Below are 19,889 nucleotides of genomic sequence, written 5' to 3' on the forward strand. Positions count from 1 at the left end.
GCCCGCACCGATGCCGAGGCCGCGACGCTGATCACCTCCGACGTCGACGAGCGCGACCAGCCGTTCATCACGGGTGAGCGCACCAAGGAAGGCTTCTACCGGGTGCGCAACGGCCTCGAGCCGTGCATCGCCCGCGCCAAGGCCTACGCGCCGTACTCCGACCTGATCTGGATGGAGACCGGAACCCCGGACCTGGAACTGGCCGCGAAGTTCGCCGAGGGCGTCAAGAGCGAGTTCCCCGACCAGATGCTGGCCTACAACTGCTCGCCGTCGTTCAACTGGCGCAAGCACCTCGACGACGCGACCATCGCCAAGTTCCAGAAGGAACTCGGTGCGATGGGCTTCAAGTTCCAGTTCATCACGCTGGCCGGCTTCCACGCCCTGAACTACTCGATGTTCGATCTGGCCTACGGCTACGCCCGCAACCAGATGAGTGCCTACGTCGAGCTGCAGGAGCGCGAGTTCGACGCCGAGGAGCGCGGTTACACCGCGACGAAGCACCAGCGCGAGGTCGGCGCGGGCTACTTCGACCGGATCGCCACCACGGTTGACCCGACGTCGTCGACCACGGCGCTGACGGGCTCCACCGAAGAGGGCCAGTTCCACTGATCTGTTGAGGCATGACAGCATGAGCCCCGCCTGGTGATCCGGGCGGGGCTCATTGCTGTGTGAGGGAGATGAAGTGGGCATTGAACGAGTAGGCGTAATCGGCGCCGGGCAGATGGGTTCGGGCATCGCCGAGGTGTCCGCGAAGGCGGGCGCGCAGGTGGCCGTCTACGAGCCGACCGAGGAGCTGGTCACCGCGGGCCGCAACCGGGTCACAGGTTCGCTCGAGCGCGCCACCAGCAAGGGCAAGCTGTCTGAAGCCGATCGCGACGCCGCGCTGTCGAGGCTGACGTTCACCACCGATCTCGCCGACCTGGCAGACCGTCAACTCGTGATCGAGGCGGTCGTGGAGGACGAGGCCGTCAAGGGCAAGATCTTCGCCCAGCTCGATGAGCTCATCACCGATCCGGATGCCGTGCTCGCGTCGAACACGTCCAGCATTCCCATCATGAAAATCGCTGCGGCAACGAAGAACCCGAGCCGTGTGCTCGGCCTGCATTTCTTCAATCCCGTTCCGGTACTGCCGCTGGTCGAACTGATCAGCACATTGGTCACCTCTGACGACGCGTTGTCGCGCACCGAGGAGTTCGCGAGCGAGGTGCTCGGCAAGGAGGTGGTGCGCTGCGGCGACCGGTCCGGGTTCATCGTCAATGCGCTGCTGGTGCCCTATCTTCTTTCGGCCATCCGGATGGCCGAAGCCGGCGTCGCTACCGTCGAGGACATCGACACGGCCGTTGTCGCCGGGCTTTCGCACCCGATGGGCCCGCTGCGGCTGTCGGATCTCATCGGCCTGGACACCATGAAGCTCATCGCGGACTCGATGTACGACGAATACAAGGACCCGAACTTCGCGCCGCCGCCGCTGCTGCTGCGGATGGTCGAGGCAGGACAACTCGGCAAGAAGTCCGGCAAAGGCTTCTACGCGTACTGAAGCCGTTGGAATTCTAGGCGTCGGCGAGCCGCTTCTTTTCTTCTGCGACGTCGAAATCGGCTGGCGGCCAAGATAACTTGAGCTCCTCGAGCGCCTCGATGAGCAGCTCGAGGATCGCCAGCCGGCCGTACCATTTGCGGTCGCACGGGATGATGTGCCACGGCGCATAGTCCGTCGACGTCCGTTCGAGCATCGCCTGGTAGGCCTCCAGATACTTCGGCCACACCAGCCGCTCGTCGACGTCCTTCGGGTTGTACTTCCAGTACTTGTCGGGCCGTCGCAGGCGCTTGGTCAACCGCTTCTTCTGCTCTTCCAGCGAGACGAACATCGCCACCTTGATGATGGTGGTGCCGGATTCGACCAGTTGTTTCTCGAACCTGTTGATCTCGTCGTAGCGCTTGTCCCACACCTCGGGCGGTACCAGATCGTGAACCCGCACCACAAGGACGTCCTCGTAATGTGACCGGTCGAACACGCCGATGTCGCCCGCTGCTGGCAGCGCCTGCCGGATCCGCCAGAGGTAGTTGTGCTTGCGCTCTTCCTCGCTCGGCACACCGAACGCGTGGTATCGGATGCCCTGCGGGTTGGCCGCTCCGACAACGTGTTTGACGATCCCGCCCTTGCCCGCGGTGTCCATGCCCTGCAACACCAGAAGCAACGACTTTTCGTCGCCTGCGCCCTTGCTGTTGGCGTAGAGCATTTCCTGCAACTCTGCGAACCGTTCGTTGCGCTCGGGCTGCAGGTCGGCGGCGTCGGACTTCTTGCCCTTGAACCCAGGCGTCGCCCTGGTGTCGACGTCCTCGATCCGGTCGCCCTCGCGGTACACCAAAAACTCGTGTGGCTCGTGCGTCCACGGATCGGGCAGCTCGTCAGATTTGCTCATCGTCTGAGCAATTGTGGCGGCAGGAGCGGCGACGGGTGTGCCATTTCCCGGAACTTCTCCAGAGAGCCGCCCACTTCGACGATGCCGCACAGCGCATTCCACGACAGCATCGTCAGGTAGTCGATCAGCTCGTCGGAGCTCATCCGCGGATGCGACATCCACGAGTGCGTCGCCAACTGCACGCCGCCCACCGTGTGATACGCCCACGGCTCCACGCCTCCGGTGTCCATGCCGACACCGACCATCTGCCTGCGCAGCATGACCGCGAGCATGCGGGCGATGATCTCCTCGCTGTTGGCGATCACCTTGTTCTTGCTCGCCGAGTTGTTCGCCATCACAAACCGGTACGGCTCGGGTTCGGCGGCCACCGTCTCGACATAGACCTTGATGACCTCTCGGGTCAGTTCGTAGCCCTGCAGGTTCGATGACAGCGCGGCGGCCATGTTCGGGATCAAGGTGGTCTGCGCGAACCGCATCATCACCGCAGTGGTCAGGTCGTTCTTGTCGACGAAGTAGCGGTAGAGAACGGTCTTCGAAACCCCGATCTCGGCGGCGATCTCGTCCATGCTGACATTGCTGCCGCGTTGCCGGATGGCCACGAGTGTGCCGTCTACCAGCTCGTTGCGACGCTCCACCTTGTGTTGGTGCCAGCGACGCTTGCGACCATCGGTCTTGACCGCCCCCGGCGGTGTCTGCTGAGCCACTATCGCGCTAGTCCGTTCCCTAGATCTACTCGATACTACGGCCGACGGGCGCTGTCAGCCGCGTGGGCACGGGCGAACTACCGAAGTTGTAGCGGATGATGGAGGAGTGGCACACAGACCAGGCTCAGGAAGCAGCGGATTGAAGGCCCTGCCCGCGTCACCGGCCGAGCGGGCGAGTTTCGCCGAATCGCTGGCCGGCGCCGACATCGCCGCCGATGCCGAACGGCGCCGTGGCCTACGTCGCATGAAGGCCGTCGCGCTGGGATTCCTGGTCGGTGCCACCGTTTTGTTCCTGTTCTGCCGGTGGGCCGAGGCCAACGGCGCCGGTGCGTGGGCCGGCTATGTCGCCGCCGCGTCAGAAGCCGGCATGGTCGGCGCACTGGCCGACTGGTTCGCGGTGACGGCGCTCTTCAAGCACCCGCTGGGCATACCGATTCCGCACACCGCGATCATCAAGCGCAAAAAGGATCAGCTGGGCGAGGGTCTTGGGGCGTTCGTCCGGGAGAACTTCATGTCGCCGGAGGTGGTCGAGACCAAGCTGCGCGACGCCGAAGTCGCCGGACGTCTCGGAAAGTGGCTTTCGGATCCCGCGCACGCCGAGCGAGTTGCCGCTGAGGCCTCCACGGTGCTGCGGGTGATGGTCGAGATGTTGCGCGACGAGGACGTCCAGGCGGTATTGGACCGGATGATCGTCAAGCGGATCGCCGAGCCGCAGTGGGGTCCGCCGATCGGGCGGGTGCTGTCCACGCTGTTGCAAGAGGGCCGTCAGGAAGCCCTGTTGCAACTGCTGGCCGATCGGGCGTTTCAGTGGTCGTTGAATGCCGGCGAGGTGATCGAGCGGGTGATCGAGCGCGATTCGCCGACGTGGTCACCGCGTTGGGTGGACCATCTCGTCGGCGACCGCATCCACCGCGAGTTGATGGACTTCACCGACAAGGTGCGGCGCAATCCCGACCACGAGTTGCGCCGGTCGGCTACCCGGTTCCTGTTCGAGTTCGCCGAGGACCTGCAGCACGACGAGGACACGATCGGCAAGGCCGAGAACGTGAAGAACCAGATCATGGCCCGCGAAGAGGTCGCCCGCGCAGCGGAAACGGCGTGGAACACGGCCAAGAGGATCTTTCTCGAGTCCGTCGACGACCCGTCGTCGGCGCTGCGCACCCGCATCGCGGACTCAGCGGTGCACATCGGCGAATCGCTACGCGACGACGCCGACCTGCGCGACAAGGTGGACAACTGGATCACCAGGGCGGCGCAACACCTGGTCTCCCAATATGGGGCGGAAATCACAACGATCATCACCGACACGATCGAGCGGTGGGACGCCGAAGAGGCCAGCAGCCGCATCGAACTTCACGTTGGCCGTGACCTGCAGTTCATCCGGATCAACGGCACGGTGGTGGGCGCCCTCGCCGGTCTGGCCATCTATTCGGTAGCCCAACTACTCTTCTGACCTGCGCTAACTAGTGCTTGCAAAAGTTAGCACCCCGTCGTACCGTTGGGTCGTCACACTGATTTCCCGACGTACCGAGGGGGTAACCCATGTCGCAGGACGAGAAGCTCGTCGATGTGGTCTCCAACGCTGCAGTGGACATCGGGAGCTTCATCCGGTCGCAGCGCGAGGCGGCGCAGGTGTCGGTGCGGCAGCTGGCCGAGAAGGCCGGCGTCAGTAATCCCTACTTGAGCCAGATCGAGCGGGGACTGCGGAAACCCTCAGCCGACGTGCTGAGCCAGATCGCCAAGGCACTGCGGGTCTCTGCGGAAGTGCTCTACATCAGGGCGGGAATCCTGGAACCCAGCGAGTCCAACGAAGTTCGTGACGTCATCGTCACCGACACGGCGATCACCGAGCGGCAGAAGCAGGTGCTGCTCGACATCTACACATCGTTCTGTGAACAGAACGAAGCCGCCCTCGTCCAGGAAGGCAGGCAGACGGACGAGGAGCCGACTACTGACTGAACTCCCGACGAATCGCTGTATAGAGACCACCGAGTGAAAACATCAGAAAGGAACCATTGACATGGCGAAGAAGACCCAGAAGAACACCCAGCCGACCGTTGACGACCTCAAGGCTCCGCTGCTCGCCGCAGTGGGCGCCGCCGACCTCGCCCTCGAGCGGGTCAACGAGATCGTCGCCACCCTGCTCGAGCGTGCAGGCGAGGCCCGCACCGACGCCGAGACGCGCGTCGAGGAGAGCCGCGCCCGGCTGACCAGGCTGCAGGAGGACCTGCCGTCGCAGTTCGGTGACCTCCGCGACCGGCTGAGCTCCGAGGAGCTCCGCAAGTTCGCCGAGACCTATGCCGAGACCGCGCAGAGCACCTACAACAAGCTCGTCGAGCGTGGCGAGGTCGCCATCGAGAAGCTGCGCAGCCAGCCTGGTCTCGAAGAGGCCGCCGGCCGGGTGGAGACCTACACCGATCAGGCTGTCGAGTTGACCCAGGGGGCCCTGGGCAACGTTGCTTCGCAGACCCGCGCGGTCGGGGAGCGCGCCGCCAAGCTGGTTGGCGTCGAGCTGCCCAAGAAGGCGCAGAAGACCGCCGCCCCGGTGAAGTCGACCGCCAAGAAGGCGCCGGCCAAGAAGGCCCCCGCCAAGAAGGCTCCGGCCAAGAAGGCTCCGGCCAAGAAGGTCACTCAGAAGTAGATTCGACGCCGACGGTGGCGCCCGCTTAGGCTGGTGAGGTGATCCTTGCCGACCTAGCGGGCGTCATCGTTTTGGTGCTCGTCGTCCTCGCATTTGCCGTGGCCGCCTATGCCTTCGTGCACGCCGCCATGCAACGCCCCGACGCCTACACCGCCGCGGGCAAGCTCACCAAGCCGGTCTGGCTGCTCATCATCGGCGTCAGCGTCCTGCTGCTGCTGGTATTCCGGGATCCCTTCGGCGCGGCCATCGCAGCAGTGGCATCGGGCATTTACCTCGTCGACGTCCGGCCCAAGATCCTCGATATCCAGGGAAAGTCACGGTAGTCGAGTGCGCCGGATCCTTGCCGCCGCGGCGGCTGCCATGACTGCTGCCCTCGTGCTCGCGGGCACCGCGTCGGCCGACGTGGCCAGCCCGCCCTACGTCGCCTCCGCCGAGTGGGCGAAGTGGGGCGACCTGTCCACACTGCGCGTATATCCGACGGAATCCGCCCGCGTCGCGGCCGCTCAGATCGGCACCACAGGGCAGGCCGACGAGGCATGGACCGAAGTGCTGGCGCTGTCGCCGGACGCCGACATTCCCGGTATGCGTGAACAATTCATGTGCCACTGGCAGTACGCGGAACTCGCCGAACCAGGGAAAACGAGCTGGAACCTCGAGCCGTGGCGACCGGAGGTCTCACCCGACCAGATGGTGGCCGCGCACTGCAATCCCGGCGGCACAGAAGAACCGTTCTAGTGCCGCGCGGTCGCGCTGAAGTGGCCGGTGTCGTCGACCACACGTTGCTCAAACCCGAAGCAACACAAAGCGATATCACGACATTGGTGGCGCAGGCCGTCGAGCTCGGCGTGTATGCGGTGTGCGTATCTCCTTCGATGGTGGCCGTCGCCAGATCGTCGGCACCCGAGGGTCTGCACATCGCATCTGTCGTGGGATTCCCGTCAGGCAAACACCTTTCGGCGATCAAAGCCGCCGAGGCGGTGCAGGCCGTGGATGCGGGCGCCGACGAGATCGACATGGTCATCGATGTCGGCGCCGCTGTATCGGGTGAATTCGACTCGGTACGGGCCGATGTCGCCACCGTCCGCGCCGCCGTGCCCGACGCGGTCCTCAAGGTGATCGTCGAGTCGGCGGCACTGCTGAGCCTGGCCGGTGAAGACGCGCTGACCTCGGCGTGCCGGGCGGCCGCAGACGCGGGTACGGACTTCGTCAAGACCTCCACCGGGTTTCATCCCAGCGGCGGCGCTTCGCTGCACGCGGTCGAGCTGATGGCGGCCGCCGTCGGCGCGGAGCTCGGGGTCAAGGCCAGCGGCGGCATTCGCACCGCCGACGACGCCGTCGCGATGCTTGACGCGGGTGCTACCCGTCTCGGGCTGTCGGGCACCCGCGCCGTGTTGGACGGACTGGTCTGAAGGCCACGCCGGCCGAGCCGACTCAGAGGCCTGCGAAGCAGGGATCGTCGTTGCCCGCCGGGATCTGCGCGTCCTTGGTCGAAAAGCGCGCTGTCACACCGGTATCGGTGACTGTGACATCGTCGGCCTTGATACCGAGCGGATAGTTCTTCGTCAGCTGGGCGGAGAACGCATCCAGCGCGGGCTGCACCGTCTCGCGCGGCAGCGTGAAGCCCAGCCCGCTGAGGTTGACCACCTGTAGCGCCAGGCCACCGTCCTGCACTGTCGGCTTGGTGGTGATACTGCTGCCCAATGCCGCCTCGAGCTCGATGGTGCCGTCGGACGGGTTGGTCTTGACGCCGGTGACGAACCCGCCGACTACCGGGATGGAATCCTGCACGGTCTGCTTGATGCCGTCAGCCGTCCAGGTGATCGTCGCGTTCAGTGCGCCGATGGTGCCCTTCGAATTCCCGGAGTCGTGCAGCCGCACGTCGTCGATGTTCACCTGGGCCTTCATGCCTTTGGCGTCGCGGATCTGGTTACCCGCCGTCTCGATTGAGATGTTGCCGTAGTGCCCGGTCATGTGCTGGATCAGAAACGGCGACGCACCGAACGAGACGGTGACGTCGTCCTGCACCACGCACTCGGTGGCCGCGGCCACCACGTCGTCGGCCCGACTGCGCGCGTACAGCTCCGCGGCCAGTACGCCGGCGGCGACCAGCGCCACCACGATGACGACCACCAGCACGATGGTCAGCGGGTCACGGAAGAGCCGCTTGAGCTTCCCGCCTTCTGCGCCTGGTCCGCCTGGTCCAGCTGGCCCGCCTGGTGGCGGGGGACCAGGTTGCCCGGATGGGCCCGGCGGGAACTGCGGAGGAGGCGGCCCCTGCGGGGCCTGACCTGGCGGGGGCTGGTCGGCCGGGCGAGCCCAGGGTTCAGTCACCCCCGCGATTCTGCCTTATGAAGTTCAGCGAGGTCTGTGCGGTTGCGCAGCACCGCGATCGTGTCCCGCACCGACTGCACGGCTTCGGGGTCGATATCGGTGACGAGCAGCGTCGGGTCTGCGCCCGCCGCTTCGATGACCTCACCGAGCGGAGATGCGACGACGCTGCCGCCCACGCCTGTCGGTCCGAGCGCAGCGACCTCGTCGCCCGGATATGCCTGACCGACGGCGCCGACGAAACTGCCGGTGTCCAATGCCCTGGCACGGGCCAGCAGCGTCCACTGTTCGAGCTTGCCTGGCCCCGTGCCCCACGAGGCGTGCACGGTGATGAGCTGAGCGCCGCGTCTTGCCAGTTCGACGTAGAGCTCCGGGAAGCGGATGTCGTAGCAGAGGCTCAGCCCGACGCGCACCCCGTCGGCGGTGATCACCACGGGCTCGCGGCCCGGCGCGACGGTGCGCGACTCGGTGAACCCAAACGCGTCGTAGAGGTAGATCTTGTCGTAGTGGGCGTCCACGCCCGGCCCGGACGCGATCAACGTGTTGGTGACCCGGCCGTCGTCGGCCGGCACGAACATGCCTGCAACGACGGTGACGCCCGCGCCCGACGCGATGCGGCGCACCCCGTCGGCCCACGGCCCGTCCAGCGGCTCGGCGACCTCTGACAGCGGCACCCCGAATCGGCACATCGTCGCTTCAGGGAACAGCACCAGGCTCGCGCCCGCGTCGGCCGCCCGACGCGTGTAGTCCTCGACCAGCTTCAGATTGGCCTCGGGTTCAGTGCCGCTCCGGACCTGCGCCAACGCGATTCGCATGGCTCCAGAGTAGAGCCGCCGTCACGGCCCCCAGGCGACTCGGTCCTGTGCGGCGGCCTTGTTGCCCAGTTTCCCAGAGCGCACTTGCGCGGCAAGGCTGTCCAGGATCACCCGGGAGCTCAACAGCGCGGTCTGCTCGGCCCAGTCGTACGGTGGCGAGCACTCGACGACCTCGATGCCTGCCAGGCCTGGCTCCGACACCATCTTGATGAGGTTGAGCGCCTCGCGCGGCAGCAGCCCGCCGGGTTCCGGCCACCCCGTGCCGGGGACGAAGCCGGCGTCGATGACATCGATATCGAAAGAGAGGTACACGGCCTTGGCGTCTTTCCAGGCGATCTCGAGTGCCATCTCGGCGATCTTTTCGACGCCGACCCGTTCCACGTCGCCCACGGTGATGACCGTCGACTGACGCTCGCGACCGACCTTGACGCCCGCCCGGGGCGCCTGCCAGCCGCCGATACCGATCTGTACCAGATTGGTGGCGGGCGCGTTCTTGATGTTGGTGGCGTGGAACCACGGTGTGGTGTGCATTCGCTCGTCGAGGTCGGATTCTTGGGTGTCCACGTGGCGGTCGAAGTGGATGATGCCGACGTTGCCGTCCAGATAGGGGGTCAACCCGCGGATGGTCGGGAAGCCGATGGAGTGATCGCCGCCGAGCACGACGGGCATCACACCCTTGGACACCACATGCGCCATGGCCTGGCTGATCTGGTCGAAGGACTTCTCCAGGTTGCCCGGGATGGTGAACACGTCGCCGATGTCGACCATGTTGAGCTGCTCACGCAGGTCGACGCCCGACTCGTAGTTGTAGGTGCCAAAAAGGTTGGTGGACCGCCGAATTCCCTGCGGACCGAAGCGGGTGCCCGGCCGGTAGGTAGCGCCGGCGTCGAGCGGCACACCGAAGATCGCCACCTCGGCGTCGTCGACCTTGTTGACGTCCTCGACGAACGGGCATTTCAGGAACGTTCCCCGCTCGCCCGCGAAGTGCGGCAGTTCGCCGCGGACGAACGTGGAGATTCGGCGGTCGTTGATCGTCGGCGCGGCCTCCAGCCCGTAGGTGAGGCCGCGTTCGATCTCCTCGCGCTCGCGGCGATCCGGAAGGCGCGCCTCGGCTTGTTGCGCCCATGCGCCTTCGGCGTTGAGGGCTTGGTCGTCGTCGGCCACGGTGGACTCCTTAGCGCCGTCTTGTCGCTTGCCGGGTACGACGCACCTCGTCCGGGGAGCCGGTGCGCGGCTCCTGCTTCCTTATCTTGGCAGCGATCGGAAAACCCGCCACTTGAAAATGCAACGAGCCGTTAACACTGCCCGCAACCCGCCGTAACGGTTCGGGGCTTTCCTGACGCACGACCCACATTCAGCTGTGGGGCGCGTCTAGGGTTCCGCCGGTTTCTACGGGTCTGGTCCGAGAGATGCAGGCGGTTGGGCGACGAGGCCCCGCCGCTCCACGGCGGGACAAAAACCCGGGAGGCTCCGCAGCTCGCAAGGAGGCTCCCTCATGATTCTTCTCGGCGTAGGGATCAGCATCGCCGTCGTCGTTCTCGTCGGCTTCCTGGTTTCGAAACGCATCGCAGGCGACAGCGCCAATTTCCTCGTCGCCGGCCGCTCACTGCCCCTGATCCTCGTCGGCGGGGCGCTGATGGGCTCGGCGGTCGACACCAATGCCACGCTGGGCAATACCGACCTGGCGTCCGAATTCGGCTTCTGGGCCGGCGCGTGCCTTCCGCTCGGCCTCGCGCTGTGCCTGTTCCTGACGGGCGTGTTCTTCGCCAAGCCGATGAACCGGATGGGGCTCACGTCATTCCCGGACTACTACCGGCTGCGGTTCGGCCGGCCCGTCGAGGCCGTCGCATCCCTGCTGCTGATCATCGGCTTCTGCCTTCTGGTGGCGGGAAACCTGGTTGCGGGCGGCTTTCTGTTCAACTACTTCGTCGGGATTCCGTACTGGCTCGGCGCGGTCATCATCGCGATCCTCGCCGTGGCCTACACGGGAACGGGCGGCCTGATCGCCGATGCGTACACCGCGATCATCCAGATGGCTCTGGTGTTCGTCGGCGCCGTCGGCCTGCTGATCTGGATGGCCGTCACGCACGGCATCGCGATCGCCGACGGCATGGGCCCGCTGGAGCTCGGCCAGATGACCGACCCGGCCCAGGGTGCGACCATCAACTGGGCGACGCTGATCGCGTTGGGCATCGGCGACATCGTCGCGATCGACTTCATGCAGCGGGTGTTCGCCGCGAAGTCCCCGGAGACGGCCCGGCGGGCATGCTTTGGCGCCGCGACGGGTGTCGTGGCGATCTGCATTCCGTTCGGGCTCGTCGTGCTCTCGGCGAAGGCGTTCCTGCCCGAGCAGCTCGACGGCCCGATCCTATTCGTGCTGCTGGACAACTACGCCCCGGTGTTCCTGACGGTCATCGTGTTGTGCGGCCTTGTCGGCGCGTCGATGAGCACCGCCAACGGCGCGATTCTGGCCATCTCGAATGTGTCGGTGCGCAACCTCGGCGGGATTCGGCGCGTGCATGTGCCGGGGCAGCGTGATCCGCTGCTGTGGTCGACGCGCATCGCGATGGTGCCGGTGACGGTGCTCGCAATTTTCATCGCGATCTATGTGAAGCAGACCGGAATCCTGCTGACGCTGGCGTTCGATCTGCTGCTGGCGTGTCTGGTGGTGCCGTTCATCCTCGGGCTGGTGTGGCGCAGGGGTACCGCAGTCGCGGCACTGACGTCCATTGTCGTCGGCCTGACCGTGCGACTCGTGTTGTTCGTGATGACGCCGACGATGTACGGCTTGGACAACACGATCCTCTACATCCCCAACGGCGTCATCGACCCGTCATTCGACGGCTGGCCGACCTTCATTGCCTTCGCCTCGTCGTTGATCACCTATGTGGCAATAGCTTTGGTGACGCCGCAGGCACCGATTCGCGGACTCGACATCCAGGTCGCCCAGGATGTCGACGACGCACTCGACGAGGTGACTGACGGGGAGCCGGAGGCGGATCTGGTCAAGGTCGAAGCGGCGGGGCAACAGTAGCCCACGGAGCCCCGACGGGGGCGACATCGGACCACGGCACCGTGAGCACGCCGTCGCGCATGCGGCGGCGGGGAGGTTCGACCGGCCAGCCGTTGTCGCGCAACATGTTCAGCATGGCGCGCCACCGTTCACGCGGTCCGAAGACACCGTGGCCGGCGACGCTCGCCCATGCGTGATCGGCGGCGGCAAGCAGGCTGTTGACCGGCTGACCCGAGACATTGTGGTGGATAAGCACTTTCGGAAGCCGCTCAGCGAGGTCTGACGGGCGCTCGATGGCGAACGGGTCGCAGGCCAGGGTCAGGCTGACCGGTCCGTCGCCGTCGAGCAGTACCCAGGCGCACCGCCTGCCGATCTCGTCGCACGTGCCGTCGACGACCAGGCCGCCGGGCGCCAGCCGTGTCCTCATCAACGACCACGCCTCGTCGACGGCGTCCTCCGGGTACTGCCTCAGCACGTTGAACGCCCGCACCAGCACCGGGCAGTGGCCTGCCAACTCGAAACCGCCGAGCCCGAACTCGACTGAGTGGTTTTGGGCGGCCCGCGCCGCATTGACGCGCTCTGGGTCGATCTCCAACCCGATCACCCGCACATCGGTGCGTACGGTGCGCAACCTGCTCGCGAGTTCCAGAGTGGTCACCGGAAGGGCGCCGTAACCGAGATCGATCACCAGAGGGTCGGCCGCCGACTGCAATGCGGTGCGGACCCGCGGCGAGTGCACGAGCCACCGATCGCAGCGGCGAAGCCGGTTGTGGCCGGTCGTGCCCCGTGTCAGCTGACCAACGGGGCTAGTGGTGCTTGGCGATCCAGTCAGCGGTGAACGCCTCCTCGGCATCGAAGAGCTGCTTGATGTGGTGAAGGATCAGGTCCTCCAGCGCACCGCCGATCAGCGGGATGTACACCTTGCAGACGCTGACCAGACGTAGCTCGCTGCCCGATTCGGTCTCGGTGAGCAGGTATGTGCCGCCGAAGTGTCCCGGCCCGTGCGGGATGCTCGCCCGGTAGGTGCCCTTGCCTTGTTTGTTGGCGTGGTCGTACGGGTCGAAATGCTGCTCGCGAGTGATGACCATGTCGACGGGAACCACGCTGCGCGCGACCGGCGGCAGGTATGCCCGCGGCAGGTTCTGCTTGAAGACGACGTCGGTGCCCGACCCGTCCGACGTGAACGTCGTGATTTCGGACTGTGGGGTCAGGAAGCGGTAGGCGTCCATCAGGGTTTCCCAGTAGGCGCGGCTGGTGAAGTCCTGGTAGATCTTCTCAGCTGGCGCGCCGAAGTCGATCCTGTAATCCATCCGGCGCGCCATAACACCACGTTACCGGCCCAGTTAAGGGTTCTCCTCGATCCACGCCGTGGTGAATCGCTGCTCTGCGATGAGCAAGTCGACGAGTTGGCTGCCGATGAAGTTTTCGATCTTGCCGCCGACGAGAGGGATCCGCACCTCCACGCTTGCGGTGAATCGCAGCCGCGAGCCCCCGTCGGCGGTGGGCTCGAGCACAGCGGCACCCGTCAGCGAAACGGGTGCCCCGGGGATGGCACCGGTCACGGTTGCGGTCGCGGCGCCATCCGCGATCGGGCTCCACACCTCTTCGCGCACGATCGCCAGATCGCGGGGATGGAACTGCGTGACCACGCCGGGTAGCCGGTCGCGGCGAAGAACCTGCGTGGTGACCACGTCGACGCCGCCCTTGCCATCGACCTGCATGGAGTCCAACGTCGTCTTGTCGGCGCCGGAATCAGCCAGCCGCGCCAACCAGTAGGACCGATCGCGGAATGCCCGGTGCACCTGTTCGACGTTGCCCTCGTACTCGGCGGCCATGTCGAATGAACGCGGCATAGCTGGCCAGGCTACCGTTACGGCCCGTGGTCACTTCGCGCCTACGGGGTGTACCTGTCGCCGAGCAGGTACCGCTCGCCCCGCTGACCACGCTGCGCGTCGGCCCGGTCGCGCGCCGCCTGATCACCTGCGAGAGCACCGATGCGGTCATCGCGGTCATCGGCGCTCTTGACGCAGCAGCGGACTCCGGAGAACGGACGCTGGTGCTGGCGGGCGGTTCGAATGTCGTCCTGCCCGACGAGATGGCGGATCTGACGGTCGTTCGGCTGGCCAATGCGGGCATCCAGGTCGACGGCGACGTGCTGCGGGCAGAGGCAGGCGCGGTGTGGGACGACGTCGTCGTCACCGCGATCGAGCACGGCCTCGGTGGCCTCGAATGTCTGTCGGGCATCCCCGGCTCGACGGGCGCGACTCCGGTGCAGAACGTCGGTGCGTACGGGGCGGAGGTCTCGGACACGATCCGACGTGTCCGGCTGCTGGACCGCGCCAGCGGCGAGGATCGCTGGGTCAGTGGCGCAGAGCTCGGATTCGGTTATCGGACAAGCATTCTCAAACACTCCGATGCCGCCATCGTGCTGGAGGTCGAGTTCGGCCTTGACGCCGACGGCCGCAGTGCGCCGCTGCGCTACGGCGAGCTGACGGCGGCGCTCGGCGCCGAGCCGGGCGCCCGCACCGACCCGGCCGCAGTGCGTGACGCCGTGCTGGCGTTGCGCAGACGCAAGGGCATGGTGCTCGACGAAGCCGACCACGACACCTGGAGCGTCGGCTCGTTCTTCACCAACCCCGTCGTCACGCGCGCGGTCTTCGACCGGATCCAGGGCCGCTTTCAGGCGCCGGTACCGAACTACCCGGCGCCGAACGGGGTCAAGCTGGCCGCGGGCTGGCTGGTCGAGCAAGCGGGCTTTCACAAGGGCTATCCGGCCGACGAAGCGCCCGTCCGGCTGTCCACCAAGCACGCGCTGGCCCTGACCAACCGCGGAAATGCCACCGCGTCCGACGTGATTGCCCTGGCCAGACGGGTGCGCGACGGTGTAAAGGCCGGTTTCGGGATCGAACTCACACCCGAGCCGATTCTGGTTGGAGGCTCTCTCTAGGTATCTTTGGAACACGTGACCCCCGCCAATCCGTTGCCGCCGATTTCTCGGCGCAAAGCCCTGACCGCTCTGGCGGTCGGAGTGGTCGCTCCGGGGGTCCTCGCCGCCTGTTCCAGCAAGCCGAAGGCACCGTCGGAGGCAGCCGAGGCGCCGACCGCGCCGTCGCTGACCTACACCCCGGCCAACGCCGCCGCCGACGTGGTGCCCACTTCGCCGGTCCGCGTCGATGTCCGCGACGGCTGGTTCCAGCGCGTCGCGCTGACGAACGCCGAAGGCAAGGCCGTCGCGGGCGTGATCAACCGTGAGCGCACCGCGTTCACCGTCACCGAGCCGCTTGGCTACGGCGTGGAGTACAGCTGGGCGGGCTCGGTGGTCGGTCGCGACGGGAAGGCCGTCCCGGTGCAGGGCAAGTTCACAACCGTGAACCCGACAACTCAGGTCAACGGTCAGTTCCAGCTCGCCGACGGTCAGGTCGTCGGCGTCGCGGTGCCGGTGATTCTCCAGTTCGACGCCTCGATCGACGACGAGGACAAGGCCACCGTGGAGAAGGCGCTGAAGGTGACCACCGAGCCGCCGGTCGAGGGCAGCTGGGCGTGGCTGCCCGACGAGGCCGCCGGTTCGCGGGTGCACTACCGCACCAAGGACTACTACCCCGCTGGCGCCACGGTGAACGTGGAGGCAAGACTCTACGGGGTGAAGTTCGGCGACGATGCCTTTGGCGCACAGGACATTTCGCTGAACTTCGTGATCGGGCGCCGCCAGGTCGTCAAGGCCGAAGCCAGTTCGCACCGCATCCAGGTGATCACCGACGAGGGCGTCATCATGGACTTCCCGTGCAGCTACGGTGAAGGTGACCTGCCCCGCAACATCACCCGCAGCGGCGTGCACGTGGTCAGCGAGAAGTACGAAGACTTCTACATGAGCAACCCGGCTGCCGGCTACAGCAATGTGCACGAGCGCTTCGCCGTGCGTATCTCCAACAACGGCGAGTTCATCCATTGCAACCCCAACAGCATTGGGGCGCAAGGCAACACCAATGTCACCAACGGCTGCATCAACCTCAACCTGGAAAACGCCCAGCAGTACTTCGGCAGCGCAATCTACGGCGACCCGGTCGAGGTGACAGGAACGTCAATCGACCTTTCCTACGCCGACGGGGACATCTGGGACTGGGCGGTGCCGTGGGACGAGTGGGTGACGATGTCGGCGCTGTCATCGCAGCCGCCACCGACCGGGATCCCGAGCACCGCGCCCGCCACCCCGACCGATGCGCCGCAGCCGGTCAACGGCCGCCCGCCGGGCGGCTGATCGCTACTGCCGGTTGACCTTCGGGGTCAACCTGTCGGCCACCGTCTTGATGGTGCCGCTGACCTTTTTGACTACGTCGCGCACCGGTCTGTTCGTCTTGTCGGCGACCGCCTTGCCGAATTCGCGAATCGGTCGGGTGATCGGCAGGTTCTTCTGCTTGATCAAGGTGTGTTGGTAGGACGCCTCAGTGTTGCTGACGACCCGGCCTTCGGCGGCCGCCCTGATCGAGGAGTGCCTTGGAATAGCTCGGATGGTCATACACCGCTCCCATCGCCGCGTTGGCCATTTCGTCGGCGACGGAGTCGTCAAGGGTCTTGTCGCCGATCAGCGGCGCGAGGTTACGCGGTACTGAACGGTGTACGCAGGACGTACGTGATCCTGGCCCAGGAAAGCCTGCCACTCGGTCGCCGACGTCTGCGACGGATGTCCGGACCCGGTTGCGCTCGCGGCCATCGCGGCGGCAAGGGTTCTTCTCACCTGGTGATCTTGACCCAGGGGGCCGTCGCGGTCTGAGTATTCGGCTACTCCGTGTCGCGTCGGTTGAAGCGCGACCCGGTTGCTCCGGTGACCTGATCGCGCGGCCTGACCACGATCAGGTCGAGGTCGACGTGCGACGGCCTGCTGGCGACGAAGCCGATCACCTCGGCGATGTCCTCGGCCACCAACGGGGTGACGCCCTTGTAAACGGCGTCGGCCCGCTCCTCGTCGCCGTCGAACCGGCGCAACGAGAAGTCCGTCTTGACCATCCCGGGCGCTACCTCGCTGAGCCGAACGGGCTTTCCGATCAACTCGCTGCGCAGCGTGCGGTGCAACACGCCCTGCGCGTGTTTGGCCGCGGTGTAGCCGGATCCGCCGTCGTAGATCTCCAGCGCCGCAATCGAAGTCACGGTAATGATCAGCCCGTCGCCGGATTCGATGAGCTTGGGTAGCAGGGCGCGCGTCACGTGCAACGTGCCGAGCACATTGGACTCCCACATCCACCGCCAGTGCTCGACGTTCGCGTCGGCCACCGGCTCGAGGCCACGGGCGCCGCCCGCGTTGTTCACCACGACGTCGACGCGGTCCAGCCCGTCGGCAAGCGCCGCCACCGCACGTTCGTCGGTGACGTCGGTGACGACGGCGCTGCCGCCGATCTCCGCGGCGAGCTCCTTGATCGGTCCCTCGCGGCGGGCCACGCACACCACGTGAAAGCCTTGGGCGGCAAGCGTTCTGGCGGTCGCTTCACCAATGCCGGCACTGGCACCGGTGACCACCGCGACCCGGCGGTCTGATTCGGGCGTTGACATGGCACCAACTCTACGAAATCGAGTAGTCGCCTACTCGTGTGCCGTGGCACGCGCCCGCGAAGGCTTGGGCCGTCCCCCCGCACTTCGAAAGGAACCAAGATGAAGAACTACACCGTCGAGCCTGGCGACACCCTCTTCGGCATCGCCGCACGCGAGTACGGCGACGGCGAGCTGTATCCGGTGATCGCCAGCATGAACAACCTCGCCAACCCCGACCTGATCCTCGCCGGCCAGGAACTGCTGGTTCCCTATGTGACGTACCGGCATCTGTGGACCACCGACGACACCCCGGCCGCCCGCGCACAGGTCACCCAGCACTACTACGGCACCCAGGACACCAAGATCCAGCTGATCTGGGAGGTCGCCAGCGGCGTGGCCCAGCAGCCGATCGAGCCTGGCGCATGGCTGCTGATCCCCGATCTCAGCGACGTCGGGCACCACACCGTGGTGGACGGCGAGAGCTTCGCCGGGCTGGCGGGCCGGTGGTACGGCGACGACGGTCTTGCGATCGTCATCGCGTTCGCGAACGACATGGACCCGGCCACCGAGCCCGCACCGGGCACCGTGCTGATCCAGCCGGGCCTCAATTTCCGCCTGCACGTCGCGGGTCAGACCCTCGAATCGGCATGCCGGTTCGTGTACGGCGACTCCGACCTCATCCCGACATGGATGGGCGTAGTGGCGGCCGCGAACTTCATCAGCAGGCCGCACAAGCTGTTGTCCACGCAGACGGTGCACTTCCCTCGGTAGTGGCCGACGTCACTGGGCAGAGAGCTAGTTGGCTGTGCTAAGTTCACGGCGTGACCCGCAGTAGTCAGGCAATCGGCGCACGCCGCGCGTGTTGTTGTTGTCGCCGCGCAATCCGCCGCGCCTGACCCGAGTCGAGACATTCGCACTGTCCTACTGAGTCGCCAGGTGTGGCACCGCCCCACCAGCCGACTACTGCCGAGGACATCCCGTGCGCACCACCGCTCTCCGCCAAGCTCCCACCGCCCATACCAAGCGTGCCCTGCTGTCGCGGCATCACATCGTTGCGCCGTCGCTGTGCGTGGCCGACGCCGCGGCGGCCTCGGTGTTCAACGCCGCCAGGTCGCGTGGCCCCATCGCCCGTGACGTCATCGCCAAGGTCACCGGGCTGTCGATCGCGACGGTGAACCGTCAGGTGACCGCGCTGCTCGATGCGGGTGTGCTCAGGGAACGCGCCGACCTTGCGGTGTCCGGCGCCATCGGCAGGCCCCGGGTACCGGTCGAGGTCAACCACGAGCCGTTCCTGACGCTCGGCATCCACATCGGCGCGCGGACCACGAGCATCGTGGCGACCGACCTGTTCGGCCGCACGCTCGACGTCGTCGAGACGCCGACGCCGCGTGGCGCGCAGACGGCCGCCCTCGCGTCGCTGGCCGGCAGTGCGCGTCGCTACCTGAGTCGCTGGCACCGGCGCCGCGCGCTGTGGGTCGGGGTCACCGCGGGCGGCGTCATCGACAGCACGACCGGCTACCTCGACCACCCGCGGCTGGGTTGGTCGGATGCGCCCGTCGGGCCCGTCATCGCCGAAACCCTCGGCCTTCCGGTGTCGGTCGCGTCGCACGTCGACGCCATGGCGGGCGCCGAACTGTTGCTGGGTACGCGCCGGCCGTCGCATCCGGCGACGAGCCTGTACGTGTACGCCCGCGAAACCGTCGGCTACGCGCTCTCGATCGGCGGCAAGGTGCATTCGCCTGCCAGCGGCCCGGGAACCATCGCCGGCTTGCCCGCTCAATCGGACCTGCTCGGCGGAACGGGGCAGCTGGAGTCGACGGTCAGCGACGAGGCGGTTCTCATCGCCGCACGCAAGCACCGGGTGATCCCCGCAGACGGCCCGGCGTCGACGATGGCGGCCGTGCTGCGGGCGGCCAGGCAGGGCGACGAGCAGGCGCGCGCCTTATTGGCCGAGCGGGCGAGGGTGCTCGGAGAGGCGGTTGCGCTGCTGCGCGACATGCTCAACCCCGACGACCTGGTGGTCGGCGGTCAGGCGTTCACCGAGTATCCCGAGGGCATGAGCCTGGTGGAGGACGCATACCGGCAGCGCTCGGTGCTGCCCGCCCGCGATATCCGGGTGACGTCGTTCGGCAACCGGGTGCAGGAGGCGGGTGCGGGCGTGGTGTCGCTTGGTGGCATCTACGCCGATCCGATCGGCGCGATGCGGCGTGCGCTGGCCCGCAGCGCGTGATTCGCCGACCCTGCGGAGCACGCGCCGAGCTGCCCGGCTCTGAGCGACAAAGTCGTTCGAACGCAGATCAGCTAACGGCTGACGACTTTGTCGCCCGGAGGCGGGCAACCCGAGGCCATCCACATCCGACAGTTCAGTGCGGCTGACGCCACAATCGATGTCGGAAGGTGCTGACACGGTTCGATCATGACCACGAAACGGCTGCTTCGCGGCTACGA

At 66.4% G+C, this 19,889-nt stretch carries 23 protein-coding genes and 2 riboswitches; of the genes, 13 read left to right on the top strand and 10 right to left on the bottom strand.

The features are described 5' to 3' along the window. On the top strand, window positions 1-609 hold a 609-nt coding region (gene aceA, locus QOJ24_RS03540; RefSeq protein WP_526259159.1), incomplete at its 5' end, for an isocitrate lyase. Between the two features lie 73 nt (window positions 610-682). After that, the gene (locus tag QOJ24_RS03545; protein WP_526259161.1) at window positions 683-1,537 is read left to right on the top strand and encodes a 3-hydroxyacyl-CoA dehydrogenase family protein; all 855 of its coding nucleotides are present in this window, start codon (window positions 683-685) and stop codon (window positions 1,535-1,537) included. Window positions 1,538-1,550: 13 nt separating this feature from the next. Here QOJ24_RS03545 and QOJ24_RS03550 read toward each other — a convergent pair whose 3' ends face one another. Both QOJ24_RS03550 and QOJ24_RS03555 read right to left on the bottom strand, forming a co-directional pair. After that, window positions 1,551-2,420 carry a PPK2 family polyphosphate kinase gene (locus QOJ24_RS03550; RefSeq protein ID WP_526259163.1) on the bottom strand — a complete coding sequence of 290 codons (870 nt, stop codon included), beginning with the start codon at window positions 2,418-2,420 and terminating at the stop codon, window positions 1,551-1,553. Further along, on the bottom strand, window positions 2,417-3,124 hold the full coding sequence (locus tag QOJ24_RS03555; protein WP_526259165.1) for a TetR/AcrR family transcriptional regulator: 708 nt from the start codon (window positions 3,122-3,124) through the stop codon (window positions 2,417-2,419). The genes QOJ24_RS03550 and QOJ24_RS03555 overlap by 4 nt, the downstream gene beginning before the upstream one ends. A 139-nt stretch (window positions 3,125-3,263) precedes the next feature. On the opposite strand from QOJ24_RS03555, the gene QOJ24_RS03560 reads away from it, so the two are divergent. The 6 genes from QOJ24_RS03560 to deoC all read left to right on the top strand — a co-directional run bounded on the left by QOJ24_RS03560 (window position 3,264) and on the right by deoC (window position 7,174). Next, window positions 3,264-4,577: a DUF445 domain-containing protein gene (locus tag QOJ24_RS03560; RefSeq protein WP_526259199.1), complete on the top strand. Its 1,314-nt coding sequence runs from the start codon at window positions 3,264-3,266 to the stop codon at window positions 4,575-4,577. 89 nt (window positions 4,578-4,666) lie between these two features. After that, window positions 4,667-5,083, top strand: a complete 417-nt coding sequence (locus QOJ24_RS03565) for a helix-turn-helix domain-containing protein (protein WP_526259167.1) — start codon at window positions 4,667-4,669, stop codon at window positions 5,081-5,083. 61 nt (window positions 5,084-5,144) lie between these two features. Then, window positions 5,145-5,765 carry a heparin-binding hemagglutinin gene (locus tag QOJ24_RS03570; protein ID WP_526259169.1) on the top strand — a complete coding sequence of 207 codons (621 nt, stop codon included), beginning with the start codon at window positions 5,145-5,147 and terminating at the stop codon, window positions 5,763-5,765. A gap of 38 nt (window positions 5,766-5,803) precedes the next feature. Continuing rightward, window positions 5,804-6,088 (top strand): DUF2516 family protein, encoded by a 285-nt coding sequence (locus QOJ24_RS03575; RefSeq protein ID WP_526259170.1) that lies wholly within the window; start codon window positions 5,804-5,806, stop codon window positions 6,086-6,088. A gap of 37 nt (window positions 6,089-6,125) precedes the next feature. Then, the gene (locus QOJ24_RS03580; RefSeq protein ID WP_526259172.1) at window positions 6,126-6,500 is read left to right on the top strand and encodes a DUF2599 domain-containing protein; all 375 of its coding nucleotides are present in this window, start codon (window positions 6,126-6,128) and stop codon (window positions 6,498-6,500) included. After that, window positions 6,500-7,174, top strand: coding sequence for a deoxyribose-phosphate aldolase (deoC, locus tag QOJ24_RS03585; protein ID WP_526259174.1), 675 nt, complete (start codon window positions 6,500-6,502; stop codon window positions 7,172-7,174). The genes QOJ24_RS03580 and deoC overlap by 1 nt, the downstream gene beginning before the upstream one ends. 22 nt (window positions 7,175-7,196) lie before the next feature. Here the strand turns inward: deoC and QOJ24_RS03590 are convergent, their stop codons facing one another. The 3 genes from QOJ24_RS03590 to QOJ24_RS03600 are packed head-to-tail and all read right to left on the bottom strand — an operon-like array spanning window position 7,197 to window position 10,072. After that, entirely contained in the window at window positions 7,197-8,096 is a 900-nt protein-coding gene (locus QOJ24_RS03590; protein WP_526259176.1) for an LmeA family phospholipid-binding protein, read from the bottom strand. Further along, complete coding sequence (locus QOJ24_RS03595) at window positions 8,093-8,908, bottom strand: carbon-nitrogen hydrolase family protein (protein ID WP_526259178.1); 816 nt, start codon at window positions 8,906-8,908, stop codon at window positions 8,093-8,095. The genes QOJ24_RS03590 and QOJ24_RS03595 overlap by 4 nt, the downstream gene beginning before the upstream one ends. Before the next feature lie 21 nt (window positions 8,909-8,929). Beyond that, window positions 8,930-10,072 carry an agmatinase family protein gene (locus QOJ24_RS03600; protein WP_526259180.1) on the bottom strand — a complete coding sequence of 381 codons (1,143 nt, stop codon included), beginning with the start codon at window positions 10,070-10,072 and terminating at the stop codon, window positions 8,930-8,932. A gap of 10 nt (window positions 10,073-10,082) precedes the next feature. Continuing rightward, a riboswitch (guanidine-III (ykkC-III) riboswitch) is annotated at window positions 10,083-10,149 on the bottom strand. Between the two features lie 119 nt (window positions 10,150-10,268). Further along, window positions 10,269-10,377, top strand: a riboswitch (guanidine-I (ykkC/yxkD leader). 26 nt (window positions 10,378-10,403) lie between these two features. Between QOJ24_RS03600 and QOJ24_RS03605 the strand changes: the two genes are divergently transcribed. Next, window positions 10,404-11,942, top strand: a complete 1,539-nt coding sequence (locus QOJ24_RS03605; RefSeq protein ID WP_526259182.1) for a high affinity choline transporter 1 — start codon at window positions 10,404-10,406, stop codon at window positions 11,940-11,942. On the opposite strand, the gene QOJ24_RS03610 is transcribed toward QOJ24_RS03605, so the two are convergent. The 3 genes from QOJ24_RS03610 to QOJ24_RS03620 are packed head-to-tail and all read right to left on the bottom strand — an operon-like array spanning window position 11,914 to window position 13,774. Then, window positions 11,914-12,774: a class I SAM-dependent methyltransferase gene (locus tag QOJ24_RS03610; RefSeq protein ID WP_526259183.1), complete on the bottom strand. Its 861-nt coding sequence runs from the start codon at window positions 12,772-12,774 to the stop codon at window positions 11,914-11,916. The genes QOJ24_RS03605 and QOJ24_RS03610 overlap by 29 nt on opposite strands. Then, window positions 12,728-13,243 carry a DUF2505 family protein gene (locus QOJ24_RS03615; protein WP_526259185.1) on the bottom strand — a complete coding sequence of 172 codons (516 nt, stop codon included), beginning with the start codon at window positions 13,241-13,243 and terminating at the stop codon, window positions 12,728-12,730. Before QOJ24_RS03615 ends, QOJ24_RS03610 begins: the two co-directional genes overlap by 47 nt. 21 nt (window positions 13,244-13,264) lie before the next feature. Then, window positions 13,265-13,774: a DUF2505 family protein gene (locus tag QOJ24_RS03620; protein WP_526259187.1), complete on the bottom strand. Its 510-nt coding sequence runs from the start codon at window positions 13,772-13,774 to the stop codon at window positions 13,265-13,267. A 26-nt stretch (window positions 13,775-13,800) separates the two neighbouring features. Here QOJ24_RS03620 and QOJ24_RS03625 point away from each other — a divergent pair, with 26 nt between their 5' ends. Next, window positions 13,801-14,868 (top strand): UDP-N-acetylmuramate dehydrogenase, encoded by a 1,068-nt coding sequence (locus tag QOJ24_RS03625; RefSeq protein WP_526259189.1) that lies wholly within the window; start codon window positions 13,801-13,803, stop codon window positions 14,866-14,868. Window positions 14,869-14,883: 15 nt separating this feature from the next. Further along, complete coding sequence (locus QOJ24_RS03630; protein WP_526259191.1) at window positions 14,884-16,176, top strand: Ig-like domain-containing protein; 1,293 nt, start codon at window positions 14,884-14,886, stop codon at window positions 16,174-16,176. 3 nt (window positions 16,177-16,179) lie between these two features. Here QOJ24_RS03630 and QOJ24_RS03635 read toward each other — a convergent pair whose 3' ends face one another. Together QOJ24_RS03635 and QOJ24_RS03640 are read right to left on the bottom strand one after the other, a co-directional pair. Next, window positions 16,180-16,434 carry a hypothetical protein gene (locus QOJ24_RS03635; RefSeq protein WP_526259193.1) on the bottom strand — a complete coding sequence of 85 codons (255 nt, stop codon included), beginning with the start codon at window positions 16,432-16,434 and terminating at the stop codon, window positions 16,180-16,182. A gap of 263 nt (window positions 16,435-16,697) precedes the next feature. Further along, a complete protein-coding gene (locus QOJ24_RS03640) occupies window positions 16,698-17,462 on the bottom strand; it encodes an SDR family oxidoreductase (RefSeq protein WP_526259195.1) in 765 nt (254 codons plus the stop codon). 99 nt (window positions 17,463-17,561) lie between these two features. Here QOJ24_RS03640 and QOJ24_RS03645 point away from each other — a divergent pair, with 99 nt between their 5' ends. Both QOJ24_RS03645 and QOJ24_RS03650 read left to right on the top strand, forming a co-directional pair. Continuing rightward, the gene (locus QOJ24_RS03645) at window positions 17,562-18,212 is read left to right on the top strand and encodes a LysM peptidoglycan-binding domain-containing protein (protein WP_526259197.1); all 651 of its coding nucleotides are present in this window, start codon (window positions 17,562-17,564) and stop codon (window positions 18,210-18,212) included. A 259-nt stretch (window positions 18,213-18,471) separates the two neighbouring features. Beyond that, complete coding sequence (locus tag QOJ24_RS03650) at window positions 18,472-19,671, top strand: ROK family protein (protein WP_526259201.1); 1,200 nt, start codon at window positions 18,472-18,474, stop codon at window positions 19,669-19,671. The last annotated feature ends 218 nt before the right edge of the window (window positions 19,672-19,889 follow it).

The sequence above is a fragment of the Mycobacterium sp. genome (assembly GCF_032159775.1).
In the GTDB taxonomy this organism is placed as follows: domain Bacteria; phylum Actinomycetota; class Actinomycetes; order Mycobacteriales; family Mycobacteriaceae; genus Mycobacterium.